Origin of the sequence: Acinetobacter seifertii (assembly GCF_016064815.1) — a bacterium.
In the GTDB taxonomy this organism is placed as follows: domain Bacteria; phylum Pseudomonadota; class Gammaproteobacteria; order Pseudomonadales; family Moraxellaceae; genus Acinetobacter; species Acinetobacter seifertii.
Window position 1 is genome coordinate 3,132,912 of the sequence record NZ_CP065820.1, and the last position, 16,248, is coordinate 3,149,159.

Annotated in this window: 10 protein-coding genes; 4 read left to right on the plus strand and 6 right to left on the minus strand. The window is 36.8% G+C overall.

Annotated features, from left to right (window positions below; all coding sequences use genetic code 11):
• Window positions 1-54: 54 nt before the first annotated feature.
• On the minus strand, window positions 55-762 hold the full coding sequence (locus I8T81_RS14410) for a YoaK family protein (RefSeq protein WP_198071525.1): 708 nt from the start codon (window positions 760-762) through the stop codon (window positions 55-57).
• Between the two features lie 203 nt (window positions 763-965).
• The gene (locus I8T81_RS14415; protein WP_130127857.1) at window positions 966-1,856 is read right to left on the minus strand and encodes a LysR family transcriptional regulator; all 891 of its coding nucleotides are present in this window, start codon (window positions 1,854-1,856) and stop codon (window positions 966-968) included.
• Between the two features lie 186 nt (window positions 1,857-2,042).
• Between I8T81_RS14415 and I8T81_RS14420 the strand changes: the two genes are divergently transcribed.
• The 3 genes from I8T81_RS14420 to I8T81_RS14430 all read left to right on the plus strand — a co-directional run bounded on the left by I8T81_RS14420 (window position 2,043) and on the right by I8T81_RS14430 (window position 5,969).
• Window positions 2,043-2,987, plus strand: coding sequence for a dihydrodipicolinate synthase family protein (locus tag I8T81_RS14420; protein ID WP_077170070.1), 945 nt, complete (start codon window positions 2,043-2,045; stop codon window positions 2,985-2,987).
• Between the two features lie 172 nt (window positions 2,988-3,159).
• A complete protein-coding gene (locus tag I8T81_RS14425) occupies window positions 3,160-4,545 on the plus strand; it encodes an MFS transporter (RefSeq protein WP_198071526.1) in 1,386 nt (461 codons plus the stop codon).
• Between the two features lie 77 nt (window positions 4,546-4,622).
• A complete protein-coding gene (locus I8T81_RS14430; protein WP_198071527.1) occupies window positions 4,623-5,969 on the plus strand; it encodes an OprD family outer membrane porin in 1,347 nt (448 codons plus the stop codon).
• Between the two features lie 45 nt (window positions 5,970-6,014).
• Here the strand turns inward: I8T81_RS14430 and I8T81_RS14435 are convergent, their stop codons facing one another.
• Entirely contained in the window at window positions 6,015-6,512 is a 498-nt protein-coding gene (locus I8T81_RS14435) for a regulator of G-protein signaling domain-containing protein (protein ID WP_198071528.1), read from the minus strand.
• A 767-nt stretch (window positions 6,513-7,279) separates the two neighbouring features.
• Between I8T81_RS14435 and I8T81_RS14440 the strand changes: the two genes are divergently transcribed.
• Window positions 7,280-7,564 (plus strand): hypothetical protein, encoded by a 285-nt coding sequence (locus I8T81_RS14440; protein WP_198071529.1) that lies wholly within the window; start codon window positions 7,280-7,282, stop codon window positions 7,562-7,564.
• Window positions 7,565-7,760: 196 nt separating this feature from the next.
• On the opposite strand, the gene I8T81_RS14445 is transcribed toward I8T81_RS14440, so the two are convergent.
• Genes I8T81_RS14445 through I8T81_RS14455 form a run of 3 tightly spaced genes read right to left on the minus strand, consistent with a single transcriptional unit; the run spans window position 7,761 to window position 16,094 of the window.
• Window positions 7,761-9,650 carry a GmrSD restriction endonuclease domain-containing protein gene (locus I8T81_RS14445; protein ID WP_198071530.1) on the minus strand — a complete coding sequence of 630 codons (1,890 nt, stop codon included), beginning with the start codon at window positions 9,648-9,650 and terminating at the stop codon, window positions 7,761-7,763.
• Window positions 9,651-9,704: 54 nt separating this feature from the next.
• On the minus strand, window positions 9,705-13,130 hold the full coding sequence (locus I8T81_RS14450) for a DEAD/DEAH box helicase family protein (RefSeq protein WP_198071531.1): 3,426 nt from the start codon (window positions 13,128-13,130) through the stop codon (window positions 9,705-9,707).
• Between the two features lie 6 nt (window positions 13,131-13,136).
• Complete coding sequence (locus tag I8T81_RS14455) at window positions 13,137-16,094, minus strand: site-specific DNA-methyltransferase (RefSeq protein ID WP_198071532.1); 2,958 nt, start codon at window positions 16,092-16,094, stop codon at window positions 13,137-13,139.
• Between the last annotated feature and the right edge of the window lie 154 nt (window positions 16,095-16,248).

Below are 16,248 nucleotides of genomic sequence, written 5' to 3' on the forward strand. Positions count from 1 at the left end.
TAAAAAAATAAAAGCCCGATTTTTTTTAAATTCAGGCTCTTTCAACAGCTCTGTTTAAGCTTGTTTAAACTTCTGCTGTGAAGCCAAATAAGAAAAATAAAGGATAGGTAAAATAAACGGCGCTACACTCCAAAAGTCAAAATAGACATAAAGCACAGCCCCCATAAAAGCACCAATCACAAAGCCAATGACAATACTGGCACTTTTAAGCAGACTTGCCCGATTGGCTGCGTTATTGTTTTTAAGCAAGTTGGCAATATCAATACCAAGCTGGGTGGTGTTGCCTGTCATCATGGTACTTGGGCTAATATTTTTAATGAGGGTTTTACTTGAAGTATTACGAATAGCTAAGGCAATTAAACCTAGGCCACCCGTGATAGCAACGGTAATCGCATCGGCATTTTTAAATGGCTCAAAGTAAAGCCCAGCAGCCATAAAAGCAAAGAGAAAAATAGCTTCAAATAAAAATAAATAAGACAGTGTTTTGTGTTTAACCTGACTACGGTCAATTAACAGTTTGGTAATCACCACCGTCAAAATAAACAATGGAATAGCCGCAAGTTTAATCCAGACACCTGTACCACCCTTCACTAAAGCCGCTCCTGCAAGCACCAAGTTGCCCGTCACATGCGCGGTAAAAAAACCAAATAACGCAATAAAACCAATGGTATCAATTGCTCCACCAACCATAGTCAGTAAAACAGGATCGCGACATAGTGCCCATGTACTTTGTGTCTCTTGTTGAATTGAGGTCTCTGGCATAAACAGCATCCTGTTCTTTTAAAGTCATTAAATTCACTACAAAGATGTTTTAAATATTTAAAAACAAATCAAAGCTAAAGCATTTATAAAAACAAAAAAGCATGTAAAAACATAGACTGTTTAATGTCGCAACACTGTCTTCAAAATAGCAACAATTATGATGCGCACTATGCAACAGTATCAGTCATAAAGTTACGGTTTGATTAAAGCAAATCGGCTAAATTCCTAATTTCTTCCATCACCGCCTTACACGCAGGCGTTAAATAGCCGTGCTTAGAAATAGACAAAGAAATATAGCGCTTTAGCGCAGGGTTAATAATTTTTGCGGCTTGAATTGAGGTGTATTGGCTGGCCTTCTTTAACGCTTGCGGCCCCAGCATGGTATACATGCGAGACTCGGAAACCAAATGGGTTTGTAAACTAATCGAGTCAGCTTCAAACACAATATTTAGCTCTACCCCATTTTCATAAGCCATGTGGTCTAAAAAATTGCGCCAGTTACTTGGCCTGCAAAAGGTGACCAGAGGTAACTGACTTACCTCTTTAAAGTCGACTTCATTTGCCTGAGTGAGCGCGTCTCCTTCACAGCCCACCAAGTAAGTATCTGCTTCGGTAAGGTAAACATCGCCCTGTTTAGGCGTTGGGTTGAACCGATAAAGTATGGCTAAATCAACACTGCCATCTTCCAGCCATTTTTCTAAATGCACCCCTTGCCCTTCACGCACCGACAGTTTAATTAGGGGATATTTCTCTTGAAGCACTTTATAGAGGGTCGACAACAACGGATGTGCAGTAGACGGCAAACTGGCTATACGAACCGTACCAATCGGTGTATCGGTCGAATGCAAAATCTCATTATTCAGTTGATCGGTTACGTTTAGCCATGAACGAATCTTAGGAAGTAAATGCTGACCTAAATCGGTGAGTTCGACGCCACGTCCAGTTCGGTTAAACAAACGACCACCACATTGGGCCTCAAGCTCGTTCATTTGCCGACTGATTTGCGGTTGGTTGGTGTTATGCAGCATGGCGACTTTGCTTAAGCTACCGAGTTCCACCGCATCTAAAAATATTTTCCATAATTCATAATTCATCGATTCTTCCTAAATCGTCATAGGCAGTATTTTGAGCCATACATTTTCAGTATAACTGAAATTCAAGAATTGGTAATTCCTACATAGCTCACCTATTTCTATACTCCAATCATGTTCTCTACCACACGATTTAAGTCAGATTAAGAACCAGAGAATATTTAATTACACAGTATAGGAAGTACGATTATGAGTTTAGATTTACGTGGATTAACCCCAGCACCTGTGACTCCTTTTACCCGTGACGGACAAGTAGACCATAATGCAATTCAACGTTTAGGTTCATGGTTAGGCAGTATTGATGGTGTGAAAGGCTTGGTTGTTCTTGGGCATGCAGGTGAAGGAACATTCTTGTCGCAAAAAGAACAAATGCAGGTCATCGAAAGCTTTGTTAAATCGGTAGATGACAAAATTCCGGTAATCGCAGGGATTACACTCGAAGGTACTTCGGTTGCAGCAGAAGAAGCAAAACGTGCAGTCAGCGCAGGCGCTTCGGCAGGTTTGATTTATCCTTCACATGGCTGGCTGCGTTTTGGCTATCAAAAAGGTGCACCACAAGACCGCTATAAAGCGATTTATGAAGAAAGTGGTTTGCCATCTATTCTATTCCAATATCCAGATGCAACGAAGGCCACTTACGACCTAGAAACTCTACTCGATATTTCTGCACAGCCAGGCGTGTTTGCCATGAAAAATGGTGTCCGTAATATGCGCCGCTGGGATGTGGAAATTCCGATTATTCGCCGTGAACGCCCAGACTTACAGGTGTTGACTTGCCACGATGAATATTTGCTTCACACCATGTTTGATGTAGACGGCGCTTTGGTTGGCTATGGCAACATTGCCCCTGAACTGTTAATTGAAATGATTAAGGCAGGTAAAGCTAAAGATTACGCTAAAGCTCGTGCACTTCACGACCAATTATTACCAGTGACTCGCAATGTTTATCACCGTGGTTCACACATGGAAGGCACAGTCGCGCTTAAACATGCATTGGTTGCTCGCGGAATTTTGGACCATGCCACTGTGCGTTCGCCTCTGCTTCCACTGGCAGATGGTGCTGAGCAAGAAATTCATGATGCGATGCGTCAAGCTGGAATTGGCAAGGTCGATTTAACCCAAGCCGTTGCTTAAATTCTATTCGGGCTAGCATGTACGCTAGCCTTTTTTTCCTGTACGCTGCCTGAGGCCAAACATCGGGCATGTCTCTTAAAAACAATAATAAAAAGCATGCAAACTGTGGTGAACAGGTAGTGCGAAATAGAACAACAAAACTACGAGGAATGTAGTAATAAGGAGATAGAAGATGACAAATCTAGCGGATGTAGAACAAATTAGTCATCATCAAAAAAATGCGGAAATTATTGCACGACTTGAACGGCTACCCGTCACTGGTCGATTGCAATTTATGCGTATTACCATTGGTATAGCGACCTTTTTTGACGCTTATACTGTTCTAGCAATTGCCTTTGCTTTACCCCAACTCATTACCGAATGGCACCTGACGCCTGCATATGTCGGTGCGATCATTGCTGCGGGCTATGTTGGGCAACTGGTCGGTGCAATCTTTTTTGGTTCTCTTGCCGAAAAAGTCGGTCGTTTAAAAGTGCTGTCTTTTACTATTTTACTGTTTGTGGCAATGGACATTTCCTGTCTGTTTGCGTGGAGCGGAATGTCGCTGTTAATTTTGCGTTTCTTACAAGGTGTGGGAACAGGTGGCGAAGTGCCTGTTGCGAGTGCCTATATTAATGAGTTTATTGGTGCAGAAAAGCGTGGTAAGTTTTTCTTGCTCTATGAGGTTTTATTCCCACTCGGTCTTATGTTTGCAGGCATGGCAGCATTTTTCCTGATGCCAATTTACGGCTGGAAAGTCATGTTTATTGTGGGCCTAATTCCATCTTTACTGGTCATTCCTTTACGGTTTTTCTTGCCTGAGTCACCACGTTGGTTAGCTTCAAAAGGCCGTTTTAAAGAAGCCGATCAAGTCGTCAAAAGCTTTGAAGATGGTGCCATCAAAAGCGGTAAAACTTTGGCTGAACCTGTAGTTAAAGAAATTAACCCGCAAGGCATGGCAAAAACCGACTGGCGTGAGCTGTTTCGTGGTATTTACCGCAAACGGACCTTTACCCTATGGGGCATGTGGTTTTGCGTGTATATGGTGAACAATGCCATGGTGACTTGGCTGCCATCTCTCTACAAACAACACTTTGGCTTGTCGCTGCAAACCAGTTTAGGTTATGGCTGGATTACCTCGGGCGTAGGTGTGATTGCCTCTATTATCTGTGCCTTAATGATTGATAAAGTCGGCCGCCGTCCTTGGTACAGTGCAGCGTTTTTCTTGGCGATTATTCCACTCATGAGTCTCTCGGTTTTAGGCGCAAAATCGGCGATGGAAGTTGTAATTTTAGCAACGATTAGCTATGCGATTTTGCAGACCATTTCATTCTCTTTATACCTTTACGCTGCCGAACTTTACCCTACTCGCCTACGTGCGATGGGCATTGGTTTTAGTACCGCTTGGTTACGTGCTGGCTCTGCAATTGGGCCTGTTATGGTGGGTCTAGTGGTTGGTGGTTACGGCATTCAATATGTGTTTAGTGTGCTTGCCGTTGTGGCGCTCATTGGTGGCTTAGTGACCTTCTTGTTTGCCATTGAAACCAAAGGCCAAGTGCTCGAAAAACTCTCTCCTTAATTCATCCATTTCATAAAAAGCTTGCCTAACCCAGCGTTAGGCAAAGGGCTTATTCATGCTTAAAAAAGGAATTTAAAATGAATAAATATTTGCTATGGGGCTGTATTGGTTTAGGCAGTGTGAGCAATGCGTATGCAGAGCTTCCTCAACAATTTGGCAAGTTAGAATTAAAACTTAACACCCGTTACTGGAACGATGAAGGCACTGCCCACCCCACACTTGCCAACCCTTCGCCTTCGTCAAGTGAATATGAACAAAGTGCTTTAGGGCTTGAGTTAAACTATCAGTCACCTTACTTGTGGGACTGGTTGGGGATAGATGGCTCACTCTATGCAGTCACCAAGTTATTTGATTCTGGCAAGCCGAGCGCTCAGCTTTTAGAAGTCGAAAATAACGGCAAGCTTGATCAGAACTTTGCAACTTTAGGGCAACTCTACATCAAAGCAAAACTCGGTGATAAAGGCGAAATTAAATTAGGCCGCCAATTGCAAGACTCGCTTTTACTTAAAAGCACCAATAACCGCGCAGTACCCGATACTTTTTCGGGTGCGAGTGGTCAGTTTCAACTGAATGATCAGCTACAGACTTACATCGCTTACTATGACCGCTGGAAACCGCGCAGCACGGATAGTTTTGAAAAGTTTGTCACTGAGAATGACGAGCGAATTGATTATGTTGGTTTGCTTGGTGCCAAGTATCAGTACAAAAACTGGAGCGTGAATGCCGAATATTTAAATAGCAAAGATTATTTGAAAAAGTATGGGGCGATTGCTCAATATAAACTGCCCTTTCATGGCTTGGTGTGGGCATTTAACACAGGGGCTTTTTTCTCGCGTGACGATGGCAAGCTGTTTAAATGCGGTGCCGAAACCGAGCTGGACTGTGTCAAAGGCCAAGACATTAACAACCGTGGGAATGGTTATTTTGTCGATGTAAATGTGGCCAAGAATAATCTAGAAGGTGGTCTTGCCGTTTCAAAGTTTGATGGTTTTTGGATTGAAGATAACTTTGCCGTGCACTCTGACCGCAACTCGGTTTTAACGCAAGACCACGGCACCAACCCGTTTCCAACCTCTGCGACCATTGGCCCAGATTTTACCAATAACGATGAAACCGCCGTTGCCCTTCGCTTGAAATATAACTGGAAAGACTATGTGAAAGGTTTAAAAACCGAAGCGAAGTATATTTATGGTTTTGGCGCGCACCAAAGTAACATCAGTAGTGATATTGAAGGTAAAGAGCGTTACTTTGACTTTACGGTGAGTTATGCCTTGCCGTGGGTGAAAAACTTAGATGTGCGTTATTCATTTTTGCATTATGAGTCAAAGTTTGAAAATGCAAACCTAGGTGAAAAAATAAATGGCATGACCCGTAAAGATTGGGACCAGCACCGTGTATTAATTAATTATCGTTATACGTTTTAAGTTCAAGCTAAGCTCAACGCTTAGCTTTTAAAAACCGCCTTCAGCTTATGGAATTAAGCTATATACACTTTTTTTGCATTCAAAAAATGATTTATAGGCAAATTCCTGACTCACATAATATGTTGCCACTGTTTTTGCATAAACAGGCTCATTGTAGGCTTTATTTATTAAATACACCTGATATTTTGTGTACTCAGGAGATCTATAAGCAGTCTGCAAATTTGATTGTAGCTGGATTGCTTTACTCACTCCGGCTTGACGCTCATTCATAATATTAGCAGCCATCTCGAAAGCAGCTTTACACAATGCATCTTTTCTTTCGATCTCGCGCTTCTTGTGCTGCAGTTGAAACAAAGCTTCTTGATTTGGAGCTGCAGTATTTTGTCCAAGTTCTCTAACAGATCTATTAGAATTCTGGTTAATACGACTATAAGCGGGATCACTTGGATCACTTAATTTATAGATATCATTAACCGAAGTTAAATTTTCAGCATGTAATGTACTGCAAACCGCAATAACCCCACATAAAAGTAATTTTTTCATATCATCAAGTTCTTTAATTTCGAAATAGGATACTCATTTTTATAGAGAAAATAAATAATTAACTTTATAAAGAAAAAGACCTGAACTTTATATTTATGAGTTACTTTCATGCATTTTAAACTTTATATAATGGTTTAGTTTAACTTTATTATCACTATTAATTTACCCATTTTAAAGGACTAACTTTTGAGTTTAATTAAAATATAAATTTATATTTAAAATTTTTATAATATTTTATTTAAATTGAATTGACCTATTAAAAACTTATGATTATTATGGTCTCGCTGGCCTACATTGCCAGTCGGTTTTGACAGACCGTTTTTACATACAGCACATCAGATTTATCCTTCTGAGGGAGAAATCTGTGTGAAAACCACCGTCCCTCTAATGTTACGGTAGGGCGGAAGGGGGACACCTTCGGGTGTGCTGGTTCTGTATGTCCGGTCTGTCAACCCTCTTTCGTTCTACCACCCTAATCAATTGACGGTGATTTTCGGTGGTAGGACTCCATACATTCTAAGGAGTTGACCATGCCACTATATAAACTTATCCCCTCTCCCTTATAAACTTTTTATTTATTTAAAACTTAGGATTTTTATTATCTAAAGTTTTTAATTTATAAATTATTTTTATTTTAAAATTTAAATCATTTTATTTTCCTTATTTTATAGGCGGATTAATTACATCCTAAAAAAATGATTTTAAAACTTTAAATATAACGATTTATTTTTTCTCACTGATATATCCCCAATCATTACGAGAATAATATGAAATTTTATAAAACTATTTTGGTTTTAGGCCTTATGATCGGCGATTACAGCGTTTCGGGTTGTGACCTCCGCACGCAGCAGGAGTTTGAAAAAATTTGCCTGTCGGGTGGACACACCCAAGCCAGTTGCGACTGTATATATCAACGGCTTGAACAAGTGTATTCGCCTAAGCTTATGCAACGTCTAGAACATGTCAGTTTGCAAAGTCCTGCTCTCCCACAGGACTTTGCCCCTACTTTTTTTAGTGTAATGCGGCGGTGCGATAAAAACGACATGGGCTAAGCGTTTGGCTTAGCCCCCTTATCTCTGTGTCGCAATGGTGGATAACTTTAAATCAGCGCAAAAAATTAAAGTTCTGTTGTGGCACGGGGGCCTTAGGGTACTATATAAGCTTTTGATTTAATTAATTCTCCATCAAATAAAATTAGCCAGAAACTTTTTCCTGCAAAGCTAGATATATTAATAATTTAATCTAAAATTAACTAACTAATAAATCATCTTGATCTATTTCTTGATCATCAAAACTATCCAAATTTAAATCAATTAACTTATTTTCCAGTTGATCTTCCTGGAAGTAGACTCTTTCAATAAACCTTTGCTTTAGGGCCTTTCTTCTAGCTTTATAAAAGTCTTCAAAATATGTAAAACTTAGTGAAATAGAATCATCAATAAGTAAATCTTTATTTTTAAAACCACAATTATTGTTTTTAACCCAATCCTCTAAAGATCGATCACTTTTTGAAAGATTTAATGAATCATTTAATAAGTGTAAATTGGAAATAGAATTCCAATGATTAGCATTCATATAAAATAATTTTTGCTCATCAGTGAAATTTTCTATCTTCATTATATTCTTCTTTGAAAAAAATTTTTGAGGATGTAAATGATCTATATGAAAAGTCTCTGTTGCTTTTAATTCTGGAAATAGTAGGTGCAAAACTGGTCTACAACGAGCTTCACCATATTGGATATTTAGCATATTTTCAATATATGCATCATCAAAACGTAAATCTTTATTTGTAGCCTCATAATTTTTAATAATTTTTTCCAATGGAAACAACGGCTCTAATATGTTAGCTTTTATAACACGTCGCATACTTGAAATAATTGAATCAGCCTGACCACCAAATACCCCCTTTAAAAGTACCATATAGAACCATTGGCTAATCTTATCTCTTTGCTTATTTTGTTTAGATAAATCATTTATTGTTAAATACAATGGTTTACCAAAATCATCATATTTTTTATACAAATAATAGCAGATTGGTATTACAGCATTTTTAGATGTCAAGGAATGAGCATTAATACCAAACTTTCTAATCAATTTAAAAGTTTCTTTTATACACTCTTTGATTTGATCCCATTGATTTTGAATTTGCTGTACTCTTTCAGTAGTAAAATTTTTTACTTTAAAGCGGACATCTTCATCTATTAGCATTAATGCTGTTTTTAAAACCCAATCTCTCTCAATATAAAAGCCCAAATCCTGTGACTGATAAATCCAATTTGTTAAATTTTCAATCTCTTTTCTAAAGTCACCATTCCAATTTGCTACTGCAATAGACATAAGCAAATCTGAGAAAGCTAATTTTGTACCACCACTATTCGTCCTAATAAATACATCTAAGACATGATCAACCTCTTGACTTTTTTCATTGAAATAATGAATCAATTGCTCTTTATGAACAGCCATATATAATTTCAAAAGAGTTTCTGAAGCAAAACTATTTGTAGATAAATTTCTGCGTGTCAACTCTGGAAAAACAACTTTTAATATAGCATCCGCCAAATCTACATTTGGCATATTTAGTACATCATGTAGACATAACCAATTTTTAATATCCATGCTATTCAATTGCTTAAATTGAGAATCTGTTAGAAATTTAAAGTTATAATGCATCATTGACTCATCATTATCTAAGGGTTGAGATAAGTCTAAATACAATTTACGCGGTGGTAGAATATTTTCATCATAAGCTGATGGCCACCATACTCTTGGTTGTTTATAAGCATAGGTACTACATAAACCGATATATAACGATGTTAATCTTTGTTGACCATCAATAATTGCCTTAAAATTTTTACTACTAGCATTAATTTCAATATGGGGATTCTCCTCATTAAATCTCTGACAATATTTTGTTAAAAATTCATAAAATTTATAATTCTTTTTAATTTCAGAGTCAGTAATCTCCCACATCATGAATGAATTTATAGGATATCCTCTCAATATGGAGTCAAATAGCTGACAAATTTGATTACTCGTCCAAACAAATTTTCTCTGAATCGCTGGTAATAAGAAGTCATTAGATTGAATAGCATTTATAGCTTCTTTTATCGTTAATGGTTTTTCATATTGTCCAGACATAACTTTCCCTTAGAATTAATATTATGAAATTTTAAAAAGTTAAAATACTCCAACCTATGATTGAAGTATTTTCTTGATCATTTTTTCAAGATAAGCTGTACCATTACCCACCATAAATAAGACATTCTTTTTAGCAAACTCTTCTTCAGAAAGAGAGTTATTCAAAATATCTTTCATTGGTGTAATAGACAAAATAAAGCTGTTTAATATTAAGTCAGGATGCTCAAGCTTAGCCTCAATATTTTTAATCTCTTTGTAGAACTCAATTTTAGCATCGTCATGATTCATGTTTCGAATGCCTTTTGGATCCACCAAAGTTAAATATTGTTGTCCTGTCTCCTTATTCACTAACCATAATAAAAAGTCTGGATAAAAGTTACCTGCCAAAGCAAAACCTAATCCACGATATTTATTATCTGCATTTCGTAATAAGTAAAGTTCATAATCCTTAAGCAATTCAGCAGCAGCAGCTGTATTAATATAATCCTGTAAATCTATAACAAACTTCACTTCACTACTTTGCGTATGACTGGTGTAATCGAATAGCATTGGCGACCATGTAAATGGAAGACTTTCATCCTTTTTATCCAGTAAAGGGTAGAAAAGATGACGATCAAATGTAATTGCCCTAAAGCTCCCATCTTCTTTCCAAGGCACTAACTTTTCAACATCGCCTTTACTAACCAATTCTTTCAAAGTTTCTAATCGGTCAAATACTTCTTGTGCTTCGTTATTTTTGCCTTCTTTTGCTGTAAGTGTATATTGCTCACAGATTTGTATAGGTAACTCTTTATCATCGAGACTAAATTCTGTCACTTCATAGAACTGCCCTTCATAGGCATTTTTAATTGCATGATAGAACTTATCCATATAGGACTGTAACAGCTCAATTAGTATCGCTTGCTGTTTTTTGATTCCACTCACGTCATTGGTTAATTCTGACGAATCAATCAAAAGCTTGTACCAATCTTCCATAGAGGACTTGATATCTCTTAGGCAAAACTCCTGTAACTCATCAACATCCAACTGTAAATTGCTATATCCACGCTGGAACTTATATTGCTGAAGTTGCAAGTAAATTTCATCAAAATCAAACATACACATGATTTTTGGCGAAATCTCATGTTCTTGACGCTTATCTTTTACATCCGTTTGACGCTTAGATTTATCTGTATGAAAGGCTTGCAAACGTGGGTACAAGTCCAACACAACAAAAGGTTTTTTAATTTTACCTTCATAGTGTTTTGGAATTTTAAACATTGAAAGTTTTGACTGAGCCTTAAACCCATTAGCCTGATTATCTTTATAACCATCTTTTAAAGTAAGTGTTTTTAAGTGAGGTGTTTTAATTTTATTGGTTGGAAAATCCAATGTGACCAAATCCTGATTCAGGATAATGCCTTCATCATTCAAATAATCACGGAATTTCTCCATATAGTCAGCACGTAAACCAAAAACATTAATCGTTTGCATTAAATCTAAATGCAGACCTTTATATTCAGCCTTACTATAAATCTCTCTTGGTGTTCTTTTTAAAGAAAAATTCTCACCTTTTAAACGTACACCACGACCAAAGAGCTGAATAATCTGCGCACCTTCTCCTGTACCCATGTTCAATAAGCCCATGGTCGATACGCGCCAACTACTCCAGCCTTCAGTAAATTTACGAGAACCAATCAGAAGATGTGTTTCACTATCATCATTATTTAATGTAGGAAATAATGACTCAGCAAAATCATCGGTACGTGCATTTAGATAATGTGTCTGGCTTGATTCTTCACAGTTATCATATAAGCCCTTTTCATCACCGACATTAATCACCGCAAAAGGTGTATTTTCACCAACCTGTAAACGTAGTTCACCTTTGTTTGCCGTGACACGTACCACATTCAATCGTTGATTGGTTGTGGAGTTAAAGAAGCTTTTTAAAATAGCTTGGTAAAGCTCAGTTGCATCTTGACCATGTAATGGTACAAATCGATTAGCAAAAATATTGATACCATTTGTATCAACCAAACGAGAAGTATTGGTAATCAAATCATTCAACCAACCGATTACCTTAGGTTTACGTGATGAATCCAAAAAGTCTGCCAAGAATTTAACAATGGCTAAAATGTCAGAGTCATCATCATTAACTTTGTTACCAACAAAGACCCACAGTGGTTTTTCAATATTAAACTTCGCTAGTTTTACCTGATTCTTTTTAAACAGATACTGTTGTTGGTAAAAAGAAAGTAGGCAAGCCGTAAGATAAAGATTACGCTCATCATCTTCATGATATTCTTTCATGTTCAGAATATTGACTTCTTTACCGTAACCATCCGCATAGAAATATTTGTACGAATAATCGAACAAAATACTTTTAGCGTACACTTCTCTAAGTGCTTCACGACGGTACTTCTGCTGCTCTAAATCATCCAACTGAATATTTTTTTGCTGTTCTTCAGTTAGCTTACCTATCGCTGTCGATCCATACAGCATTTTGGCTTTTTGTTTTTTGGCATCTTCAAAGCGTTTATAGACGTTGTCTGCCTTACTCACAGCTTGACCAAAGGTAGCCGAATATTCAAAGCTAAAGCCATCTTTGGTAAGAATATCACGTCGTTCCATCCAAGCACCAGCACTACTACTTGTACCACGGTGTCCTTCATCAATCAGTACAAGGTTTTTACCTTCCAAGCTCATCGTCGCAACAGTTTTATCACCATCACTATCACTCAGCTTATTCATATCGATGATTTGAATTTCATCTCGATACAAGCTATTACGACTTTTTTGCTTATCAAACAAAGTTGCTTGAAAACCAGAATCCGTCAGCTCTTGTAAATGCTGTTCACTCAAGCCTTCATTCGGTGTAAGTAAAATGATTTGGTCTGGAAAAGTACTATCACCATTTTGATATTGGAAATAGTCCAAATATTGCAAAATATTGACATGCATAAGCAGTGTTTTACCACTACCTGTCGCATTCCAATAACCGATTTTATTGAGATCTTCAGGTAAATACTGCTGAAATTTATCTGCATCAGTTTTCTGATCATCATTATATTGTTCAAGTTCAATATTCAGCTCATTTAGCATGTCTGCTTGATGATTAAAATATTGATCTAAATACAGTTCTGTAAATAGCAATGAAAGGTATTGGAAATATTTGAGATTTAAAACATGCCCTTCTATTTCATTACGTTTTTCAGTGATTTTTTGCCAATGTTTCACAATGTTTAAGTCATAACGACGTAGAACATTGATATCAACAACCTGTTTGTTAAACAAGGTATTGCAGATCACACCAAAGAATTTAGTTTGACCGGCATTATCACCTTCATGCTCGATTCCCTCAAACTGAGGATAATCCAGCTGTTGTTTCATGCCTTCCAAACGATTTGGATTAAACTTTGACCACAACCATTTACTTAAAATCAATTGCTCATGGAAATTGACTTTAACTGCTTTAGTTTTTGCTTTAGGAGCTTTTGCCACAGTGCATTACTCCTCAAACATATTTTTTAAGAAGGTTTGTTCAATTGAACGGACTTTGAGCTGTTTTTCTTCACCTTCTTTAGTGGTGTATTTGCTTGCTACGTTGTGATCACCATTGATATAAATCAATTGATACTCGCCATCGTTTGGATTAATTTTAAGTTTTTCAAGTAATTGATCAAGTTCTGCATAGCCAATCTTTTCACAGTCACGCCAGAGAACAGTTGTATATTCCCCTGTGCGCAATTTACCTGTAATTTGCACATAGCCTTTGTCTAACTGGTAATCTACTTCTTGAACATTCAGTCCAATGAGATAGTTAAAAGTTTCAACTAAATCAATATTTTTAAGCTCAAATGCTCCTGCGCTATCAATCGTGATGTTCATTTGATAGCTAAATGGTTTTAGGAAGTCTTTAACATTGAGTAAGGAATCCTTGCTTTCCAGTTCAAGCATATAGTGCATCAGATAATCACTATAAGCCTTTAGATCTTCAGGTTTGGTTGAAGCTTGTTGCTCTGCGAGCAGATTTTGCTGTGTACCTTTACGAACTAACTCTAGGTTATTTAAAGTATCTTCATAACTTTCGAGTTTAACAACCTTTAAACAGTGGCTGATACCAGACTCAGGATTGGTTGGTTTTCCCTCTTTCCATTCTGCTGAATACACTACTTTTTGAATACGCGGTTTGATAACAGTATCAAAATAATCACCTTGTTCAACAAGGATATATTTACGTTTTCCACTATCTTCACGATTTAATGCAATAGTAGCATGTGCTGTTGTCCCTGAACCTGCAAAATAATCCAAAGAAAGTTTACTATCTGTTAATTTCAAAATTCTATTAATTAGCTGAATTGGCTTTTGTGTCGTAAAACCAGTTCGCTCGGAAGACAATGTTCCAATTGGAGATATGTCATACCAATTATTATCAAGAGGTGATCCAGCATTCTCATCCAGGTATTTTTTATATATAGGATACTTAGATGTTTCCGTAATTTGAGCCTCTCCTATAGCCATTAAACGTTCTAGTTTTTCCTGTGAATAAGTTTTCATCGGATTCCATTTAAAACGTCGACCTTGCTCATCTACTTTGTCATATCTTTTTAAAGCCCCTTCAGAATATGGTCTTTTTTGCTTAATATGAACATACGAACTCGTATTATTTACATACCAAAAAATAGTATCCAAATTAGATGGTAATTTGTTAGATAATCCTTTTGATGAACCTGAATTGAAAGTTCTTACCCAATTAATTTTATTAATGCGATTATTAGGAGTAAAAATCATATCTAATAAAATACGCATATTTTGCTCTTCATAATCATCGATTTGAGCGAATAGACTCCCCGTTTGTTTAAGCAAATTCTTTGATGCATTTAAGCGATCATAAATCAAACTACACCAAGATGAATGTTGGTATGAGTCTTTATAAAAGAAATCATCATCTGAACCTGTATTGTAAGGAGGATCAATATATATACAGTCTATAGATTGATTATATTTCTTATCTAAAAAATCTAATGCTTGGAAATTATCACTATGAATAATCAAGCCATCTGTCTGGGTATCTAAATCATCAATTTTCTGTAAAAGCTTTGCTTTAAACTCTAAGCTAAATAATGAAGTATCCACCATCAAAGCTTGGTGTTGTTTTAAATAATCAACTGTTCCCCAACCTGCATCTGTTCCTTTAAAGCCTAGATCTTCCCATTGTTGCCACTGCGCTGTATTTATAGCAATGTCTGCATACAAAGAATCATCCACTCGATCTAAAGTAATACAGTACTCAGCACTCACCACAAACTTTTTCTTTAGCCACAACTTTTTCTGAAAGTCTTCAAGTGATGCTAGGAAACTAATGATTTCTAAACCAATTTGACGTAAGCACTTGATAATGCTGAGCTGACGTTCAATTTGAATAAACTGATCAGTACTCACCACATCATCTAAGCGCATCACTTCATTTTTAATATAAAAATCAAGTTCATGACACAAGAATTTACCCAAGTCTTTATGAATAAAATAATCTGCTGTGTTCTTCTGCGTATAAGTACTCAAATGCTTTTGCAACACTGTACGCTTTGGTTCTTTTTCAGTCGGTGCAAGTTGTACTAAATCATTTAGCCAATCAGCAGTTACAACTTCCGCATTCACAATTTTATTATATGATTCAGTATTTAGCGCTTCTTGCTTTGAGCCTTTAGGCAAAGTTGCATATTCAAAAAGGATGGTCAGTTCATTATTTTGAATAGAGAATGGAATAATAGTTTCATCAAACTCTTCACCGTCTTGGTCTACACGAGTAAAGGTCTTTGGTTCTGTCACAATAATAAAACGACGGACTTTATCATTGTCTTTACGGTTTTCACGAGCTGTGTCTGCACTCACCAAACGAAATAAAACTGAACGCTCACCATTCAGCTTAAAACGATAGTTGCTAAACATCTCACCAGACTTGGTGTAATACTGGTCTTTATTTGCCCAATGCAACATAACTTCCTCACCTGAGTAAGGAATAGCATACGTATCACCCTTATAACGACGTTGGCTAATAAAGTCACCATCATCATAATAACGACTAAAAAAAGTCAGCAAATGGCTATACACTTGCGATTGATCTGTCATTTCATCGGCATCAACTTGGGTTAACGCAATATATTTTTGTCCTAAGGCACTTTCAATTGCTTCAGCATCAATGAGTTGTCCTTGATCGTTAAACGCACGTTTGCCAAATTCCGCTTTGAGCTCAGCTTCTAATTCTTTTATTGCATTTTCATCAAAACTCGACTTTGCTTCGCCAAGGTATTGCTCTACTTTAGTTTTTAAACGCTTATCCAGAAATTCAGCAATTTCATCACTACGTGCATTTAATATACGGTAAACACCAAAATCCAAATCAGGTCGATTGATCTGAAAAATTTCTTTGAGTTTAGAAACAAGTGCAGAAAACTGGGTACTCATGAATATTTCCTATTTTTCAAAACCTTATGATAAATAGGTTCTGGTGAAACGAATTAAAATTGCAAAAGCAAATTGGGTAGTATTTTATAGTATTTTTAGATGCACGACCACATTTTTAAACTAGCTCAACAATTGATAAAAACATAAATAAATT